This is a genomic window from Halalkalibacter sp. APA_J-10(15) (assembly GCF_023017105.1).
Taxonomy (GTDB): Bacteria; Bacillota; Bacilli; order Bacillales; family Bacillaceae_D; genus Halalkalibacter.
The window spans coordinates 261,017-268,505 of record NZ_JALKEV010000005.1; the positions used below are offsets into that span (position 1 = coordinate 261,017).

A 7,489-nucleotide genomic window follows, 5' to 3' on the forward strand; every position below is an offset into this window, starting at 1 on the left:
TTTAGCCATGATTCTCGGTATGATGGAACTAGAGGCCGCTGAAAAAGTACAAATGAACTTTTTTAGTGCTCTGAATCTGACTAGCAATGGCTTCACACGTTTCTCCCCTGATACGAAAAAACACTCGTATTCTTTGGAAAATAGGCAACGGTTACGCACATTGCTTAAGGGACACCGAAAAAAGTTGAAATTCAAGCTTTTCCAGTGCCCTTATGGAACTATGGAAAGGGTCGGTGGAAGATGAATATTAAAGATGCAATCCGTACGCTTGAGCATATTGCCATATACTTAGAAATCAAAGGTGAGAATGCTTTTAAAATTGCAGCATACCGCAAAGCGGCTCAAGCATTAGAGACAGAGCAACGTACATTAGCAGAGATCGATAACCCTGCTACTTTGAATGGAATAGGTAAAGCAACGGCAGAGGTTATCAATGAACTAAAGGAAATAGGTCATTCTAGTTTGTTAGAGCAATTGAAGGCAGATTTACCGTCAGGCTTAGTTGCTCTCTTAAGCTTACCAGGCTTAGGTGGAAAGAAAATCGGAAAGCTGTATCGTGAGCTCGGAGTGACAGATATAGAAACGTTAAAGCAAGCATGTATAGAAGAGAAAGTTCAACAGTTATCAGGATTTGGCAAGAAAACAGAGGAGAAAATTTTTGCGGCGATTAAAGAAGTTGGTACACGACCTGAGCGGTTAGCACTCCCCTACGTGATTCCTGTTATCGAGCAAGTGGAGACTGCATTAGTTTCAATACCTTCCATTAAGCGTTTCTCTCGGGCAGGTAGTTTTAGACGTCTTCGTGAAGATGTGAAGGATTTAGACTTTATCATTGCGACAGTAGCCCCAAAACAAGTGAAGGAGGAATTGCTAGCGCTACCTTTTCTTTCGAATGTGATCGCTAGTGGTGACACGAAGGTTTCCGTTGAAGTGTTAGGAACATATCCTGTTTCAATAGACTTTCGCCTCGTGAGTGAAGAAGAATTCGCAACGACGCTTCACCATTTTACAGGATCCAAAGATCATAATGTAAAAATGCGTCAACTAGCGAAGCAACGAGGGGAAAAAATTAGTGAATATGGTGTTGAGAACATTGAAACTGGAGAACTTCATACGTTTTCAACGGAGGAGGATTTTTTTACTCATTTTCAATTAGAGTATATCCCTCCAGAAGCACGTGAAAATCAAGGTGAAATTGAAAAAGCACAGGCAGGAAAGCTAACTTACTTACAGGATGAGGATATTCGTGGAGATTTACATATGCACTCTACGTGGAGTGATGGAGCGAATTCAATTGAAGAAATGGTTGAGTCCGCACGAAAAAAAGGCTATTCATATATCGCGATCACCGATCATTCTAAATTTCTAAGAGTGGCTAATGGATTAACGGTTGAACGGTTAAAAGAGCAGCACGCACGTATCCGCCATCTAAATAAACAATATGATGATATCACGATTTTAACAGGAATTGAAATGGATATATTACCAGATGGGACATTGGATTATGAGGACGACATACTAGCTGAAATAGATCTTGTTATTGCATCGATTCATTCTTCATTTCAGCAGGATGAGCATACGATAATGGAACGTTTGAAAACAGCGTTATATAATCCTCATGTTGATATAATCGCCCATCCGACAGGGAGAGTGTTAGGAAGAAGGAAAGGATACAATGTCGATGTCGAACACTTGATTCAATTGGCGAAGGAAACGAACACAGCTCTTGAATTAAATGCTAGTCCATACCGGCTAGATTTATCAGCAAAATGGCTAAAGTGGGCTGATGAGGAAGGAGTAAACGTAGCCATTAATACGGATGCTCACCGAGTGGAAGGTCTGTCTGAAATGAGCTTTGGTACAGGAACAGCTCGGAAAGCGATGCTTTCTCCTAAATGGGTCATTAATACGTGGACTTTAGAGGAATTGACAGCCTTTTTAAAACGTCATGATTAAGAACGTGAAAAAGGAGATAAACAATGGAACGGGTATTAAGGGTATTAGAATATACGAAAATGAAGGAACAAGTACGTGAGCATGTTTCCTCATCGTTAGGGGTACATAAGCTGCATCATTTAATGCCGTCTCTTGACCTAGAAGTGGTGAATAGATGGCAGCAGGAAACAGCTGAAGGAGCAACTATCTTAAGGTTGAAGGGACAAGTACCATTAGGTGGCATTTTTGATATAACCGCGCATGCAAAGAGAGCCATAATCGGTGGGATACTGTCTGCTTCAGAGCTAAATGAAATAGCAAGTACGATTTATGGTGGTCGTCGATTAAAAAAATTTATTTCAACGATGGTAGAAGAGGATGAAATCTCATTACCACGATTGTATGATTATGTAGAACAAATTGTTACTTTAACGGATACTGAAAAATCAATTAAGCAATGTATTGACGACCACGGTGGAGTGTTGGATACGGCTAGTCCAACGTTGCGTACGATTCGACAACAAGTGAAAAGCTTTGAATCTGCAGTAAGGTCAAAATTAGAAAATACGATTCGTTCATCAAACACGCAAAAGATGCTTTCGGATGCCATTATTACAATTCGGAATGACCGTTTTGTCATTCCGGTTAAACAGGAGTATCGTAGCTCCTTTGGGGGGATTGTCCACGATCAATCTGCTTCAGGGGCAACGCTATTCATTGAGCCTCAAGCAGTCGTGACGATTAACAACCAATTAAGAGAGGCAAAGAGTAAGGAGGAACGTGAAATTGAACGAATTTTAAATGAATTAACAGGTCAGGTTGCAGAAGTTGCTCAGGAGTTGTTAGAGAATGTTACGATTTTAGGTGAGCTTGATTTCATTTTTGCTAAAGCTCGCTACGCAAAGCAAATTAGAGCAACGAAACCGATCTTAAATGATCGTGGTTTCATGAATATGAAAAAAGCTCGTCATCCATTATTGGAGGATGAAGAAGTGGTCCCGATTGATGTTGGGTTAGGTGAAATGTACCGATCTTTAATTATTACGGGGCCGAATACCGGTGGTAAAACAGTGACATTAAAAACGGTTGGTTTGTTAACGTTAATGGCGCAATCTGGATTGCATGTGCCTGTAGAAGAAGAATCAGAATTAGCTGTTTTCAAAAAAATATTTGCTGATATAGGTGATGAACAGTCGATTGAGCAAAGCTTAAGTACGTTCTCTTCACATATGACAAATATTGTCGATATTTTGAGTCAGGTTGATTTTGAAAGTCTCGTCTTATTTGATGAACTAGGTGCAGGAACTGATCCAACTGAAGGAGCGGCATTGGCTATCGCTATTTTGGATGATGTCTACAAAAAAGGAGCTTGTACGGTTGCGACAACCCATTATAGTGAGTTAAAGGGCTATGCTTATAATCGTGAAGGTGTCATGAATGCGAGTGTGGAATTCAATGTTGAGACGTTAAGACCGACCTATCGTTTACTTATTGGTGTTCCAGGAAGAAGTAATGCATTTGCTATTTCGCAACGGTTAGGGCTAGATGAACGGATTATTGAACGAGCGAAGGAACAGATTGATAGTGAGACGAATCAAATTGAATCAATGATTGCCTCGCTTGAAACAAGTCAACGCTCAGCAGAATCGGAGTGGGATGAGGCTGAACAAATTCGCCAAGAGGCTGAGGGACTTCGACGGCAACTTGAGAATGAATTAGAGTCATTTGAGAAACAAAAGGAACGCTTGTTCAAAGAGGCTGAGGAAAAAGCAGAGAAAGCTGTCATGAAAGCTAAAGAAGAGGCTGAAGTCATTATCGAAGAATTAAGAGACATGCAAAAACAAGGACTTTCGGTAAAGGAACATCAAATTATTGATGCGAAAAAACATTTAGATTTAGCGTCTCCACAGTTAACACCAAAACAGAAAAAGGTGAAAAAAGCAGCGCAAAAGAAGAAGCAATTAATTCAGGCTGGTGATGAAGTAAAAGTGTTAAGCTTTGGTCAAAAGGGTTTTGTTGTGGAGAAGGTGTCAGATGACGAATACCAAGTTCAAATGGGGATTATGAAGATGAAGGTAAAGGCAGATGATCTTCAATTGATCGATCGTCCAAAGCAAGTAGAGACAAAGCCAATGGCCATGCTACGGGGAAATGATCATCATGTGAAATCAGAGCTTGATTTACGTGGTGAACGATACGAAGAAGCGATGAGAAGGGTTGAGAAGTATATTGATGATGCTTTACTTGCTGGCTATCATCAAGTCTCAATCATACACGGAAAAGGAAGCGGTGCTTTACGAAAAGGAGTGAAACAACTATTAAAGAAGCACCCGCACGTGAAAAATGAGCGTGATGGAGGAATGAATGAAGGTGGTCTCGGTAACACTGTTGTTGAATTAAAATAAGTGAGGAGAAGCATATGGACGCCTTATTTGAATATGAGCTTGTACAAACAGCAGCCTATTATAGTGTGTCTGTTTTGGCACTTATTTTGTTTTTAGGTGTATTTGAATTAGTGACCCGTTATAATAATTGGAAGGAAATAAAAAATGGGAACATAGCGGTTGCGATGGCTACAGGCGGCAAAGTGTTTGGTGTTGTCAATATTTTTCGCCATTCGATTGAACATTCAGATTCACTATTTACGATGTTAGGTTGGGGAGTATTTGGTTTTCTTTTACTGTTATTTAGTTACTTTATTTTTGAGTTTTTAACCCCTAGCTTTAAGGTAGATGAGGAGATTGAACGAGACAATCGAGCAGTAGGTTTGATTGCCATGTTATTATCAATTGGTTTGTCTTATGTGATTGGAGCTAGCATAATTGCTCGTTAGAAGGGGATAATGATGGAAACATTGATGAAAATTTTATATGTTTGTTGTGCGGCCTTTATTTTAGCAGGGATAGCTTATTTATTTTTATTATAAGAGGTTTCCTTTTTGAATGACCTTTAAGCAATGAGCATAGTCGCTACATCTTTTAAAAGTCTTTGTGGGGAGTGTTTACTAACCAGAAGACACATAGCGAACAGAGCGATTATCATATTTTTTTGGTAATTTTTGTACATGCTCTATAATTAAGTTTATTTGCATAAAATAAAGTTGAGCAACATATTCGCGCTTCATGATGGCTAGTGATATACTAGTCATGAAAAATTAGATTCACAATGAGGAGGATAATTATAATGGCTATTGTAAATGTGACTGATCAAACATTTTCTTCTGAAACGAGTGAAGGGGTCGTTCTTGCTGATTTTTGGGCTCCATGGTGCGGACCTTGTAAGATGATTGCTCCCGTACTTGAAGAGCTTGATTCAGAAATGGGTGATAAAGCAAAGATTGTCAAACTAAATGTCGATGATAACCAAGAAACAGCTGGTAAATATAGCGTAATGAGTATTCCGACGCTTCTTGTTTTCAAAGATGGTGAAGTTGTCGATCAAGTTGTTGGCTTTCAGCCGAAAGATGCTTTGGCAGAATTATTAAATAAGCACGCATAAATCGTCTGAGAAATGAGATGTAAGGCGTCTAAAGAGGGCTTCCCTTTTTAGGCGTTTTTTATAAGGAAAACTCAGTAGCGTCTTTTCTTAATTGCTGTCATGTTTTTTGTTAGGGGGGGTAGTATTGTTAAAGGAGAAGCTGGCTGTATTGCCTGGGGAACCTGGCTGTTATTTAATGAAGGATCGACAAGGAACGATCATTTATGTCGGAAAAGCTAAATCGTTAAAGAGTCGTGTGCGATCGTATTTTACAGGATCACATGATGGGAAAACGCAGCGGCTCGTTAGTGAAATTGTTGATTTTGAATATATCGTGACCTCCTCTAATATTGAGGCACTTATATTAGAGATGAACTTAATTAAAAAGCATGATCCGAAATATAATGTCATGCTCAAGGATGATAAATCTTACCCTTATTTAAAGCTAACGAACGAAGAGCATCCACGATTAATCATAACGAGGAAGGTTAAAAAAGACGGTGGGAAATATTTCGGTCCTTATCCAAATGCGGGTGCTGCGAATGAAACGAAGAAGCTATTAGATCGGATTTATCCTCTTAGAAAATGTAGAAAACTTCCAGATAAGGTTTGTTTGTATTATCATATTGGTCAATGTCTGGCACCGTGTGTTTATGACGTATCTCAAGAACAGAATCAAGAAATGGTACAGGCCATTAGTAAGTTTTTACGAGCTGGACATGAAGAAGTGAAGGAGCAATTAAAGACACGAATGTTAAAAGCCTCTGAGGAGTTAGACTTTGAACGAGCGAAGGAGCTCCGTGATACGATTAGTCATATGGAAGTGGTTATGGAGAAGCAGAAAATGACGATTTCAGATCGTCTAGATCGTGATGTATTTGGATTTGCACACGATAAGGGATGGATGTGTGTACAAGTATTTTTCATTCGACAAGGACGTCTAATCGAAAGAGATGTTTCTATTTTTCCTTATTACCAAGATGCTCATGAAGATTTAATGACTTTTATTGGCCAATTTTACTTAAAGAAAGAGCATCTGAAGCCTGCTGAACTATTAGTGCCAGATGAAATTGAGACAGCGTTACTTGAACAATTGCTGATGGTTCCCGTTCATGCTCCAAAGCGAGGCAAGAAGAAAGAATTGCTACAACTAGCAAATCAAAACGCAACCGTTTCTTTAAATGAAAAATTTTCCCTTATCGAACGAAACGAAGAACGGACGATTAAAGCGATAGAACGACTCGGAGAACGATTGAACATGACCACACCGTATCGAATCGAAGCTTTTGATAACTCGAATATACAAGGTGTTGATCCAGTTTCAGCAATGATTACGTTTTTAGACGGGAAACCGAGTCGTAAGGATTATCGTAAATATAAAATTAAAACGGTGGAAGGCCCTGATGATTACGGTTCTATGAGAGAAGTTGTTAGAAGGCGTTATGTTCGATTGCTGAAGGAAGAACTCCCTTTGCCCGATCTCATTGTCATCGATGGTGGAAAAGGTCAAATAAGCGCAGCTCAAGAAATCATTGAGGACGAATTAGGCTTAAGTATTCCTGTTTGTGGTTTAGCAAAGGATGAGCAGCATCGTACATCGCAATTATTAATGGGGAATCCACCTGAGATTGTTCCTTTAAAGCGAGATAGCCATGAATTTTATTTATTACAGCGTATTCAGGATGAAGTACACAGGTTTGCGATTAGTTTTCATCGTCAAACCCGGTCAAAATCGCTCTTTCAATCTGTACTTGATGATATTCCAGGGATAGGCGAAAAACGAAAAAAAGTTTTACTGAAGCATTTTGGTTCTGTGAAGAAAATGAAGGAAGCGAGCGTAGAAGAATTTGTCTCGTTATCGATCCCACATACAGTCGCTGAAGCAATTATAGAAGCATTAAAGAACAACTAAGAAGCTTAAGAGCTTCTTAGTTGCAGCCTGTCGACAAAGTCGACAGGCTTTTTTGTTTAGTAGTCAGGGTTCGGCCCTCCGATCTCGCTACCGGGATGGGGGGCACGCTTTCCGCAGGCGGGCGTTGAACTAACCGGCTGCGCCGGTGGATTTCAACCTGCCCTT

6 protein-coding genes are annotated in these 7,489 nt (G+C 39.7%); 5 read left to right on the plus strand and 1 reads right to left on the minus strand.

The annotated features are described in order from the left end of the window. Nucleotides 1–240 precede the first annotated feature (240 nt). From polX to MW695_RS08350, 3 genes are read left to right on the plus strand one after another with little or no spacing between them, the layout of a single operon-like run. Nucleotides 241–1,956 (plus strand): DNA polymerase/3'-5' exonuclease PolX, encoded by a 1,716-nt coding sequence (polX, locus tag MW695_RS08340; RefSeq protein WP_247104780.1) that lies wholly within the window; start codon nt 241–243, stop codon nt 1,954–1,956. A 23-nt stretch (nt 1,957–1,979) separates the two neighbouring features. Beyond that, nucleotides 1,980–4,340, plus strand: coding sequence for an endonuclease MutS2 (locus MW695_RS08345; protein WP_247104781.1), 2,361 nt, complete (start codon nt 1,980–1,982; stop codon nt 4,338–4,340). A gap of 14 nt (nt 4,341–4,354) precedes the next feature. Next, nucleotides 4,355–4,768 (plus strand): DUF350 domain-containing protein, encoded by a 414-nt coding sequence (locus MW695_RS08350; protein WP_247104782.1) that lies wholly within the window; start codon nt 4,355–4,357, stop codon nt 4,766–4,768. Nucleotides 4,769–4,939: 171 nt separating this feature from the next. On the opposite strand, the gene MW695_RS08355 is transcribed toward MW695_RS08350, so the two are convergent. Further along, complete coding sequence (locus tag MW695_RS08355; RefSeq protein WP_247104783.1) at nt 4,940–5,083, minus strand: hypothetical protein; 144 nt, start codon at nt 5,081–5,083, stop codon at nt 4,940–4,942. A 35-nt stretch (nt 5,084–5,118) separates the two neighbouring features. Here MW695_RS08355 and trxA point away from each other — a divergent pair, with 35 nt between their 5' ends. Together trxA and uvrC are read left to right on the plus strand one after the other, a co-directional pair. Then, nucleotides 5,119–5,433 (plus strand): thioredoxin, encoded by a 315-nt coding sequence (gene trxA, locus MW695_RS08360; protein WP_247104784.1) that lies wholly within the window; start codon nt 5,119–5,121, stop codon nt 5,431–5,433. A gap of 175 nt (nt 5,434–5,608) precedes the next feature. Continuing rightward, nucleotides 5,609–7,324, plus strand: coding sequence for an excinuclease ABC subunit UvrC (gene uvrC / locus MW695_RS08365; RefSeq protein ID WP_247104801.1), 1,716 nt, complete (start codon nt 5,609–5,611; stop codon nt 7,322–7,324). Nucleotides 7,325–7,489: the final 165 nt, after the last annotated feature.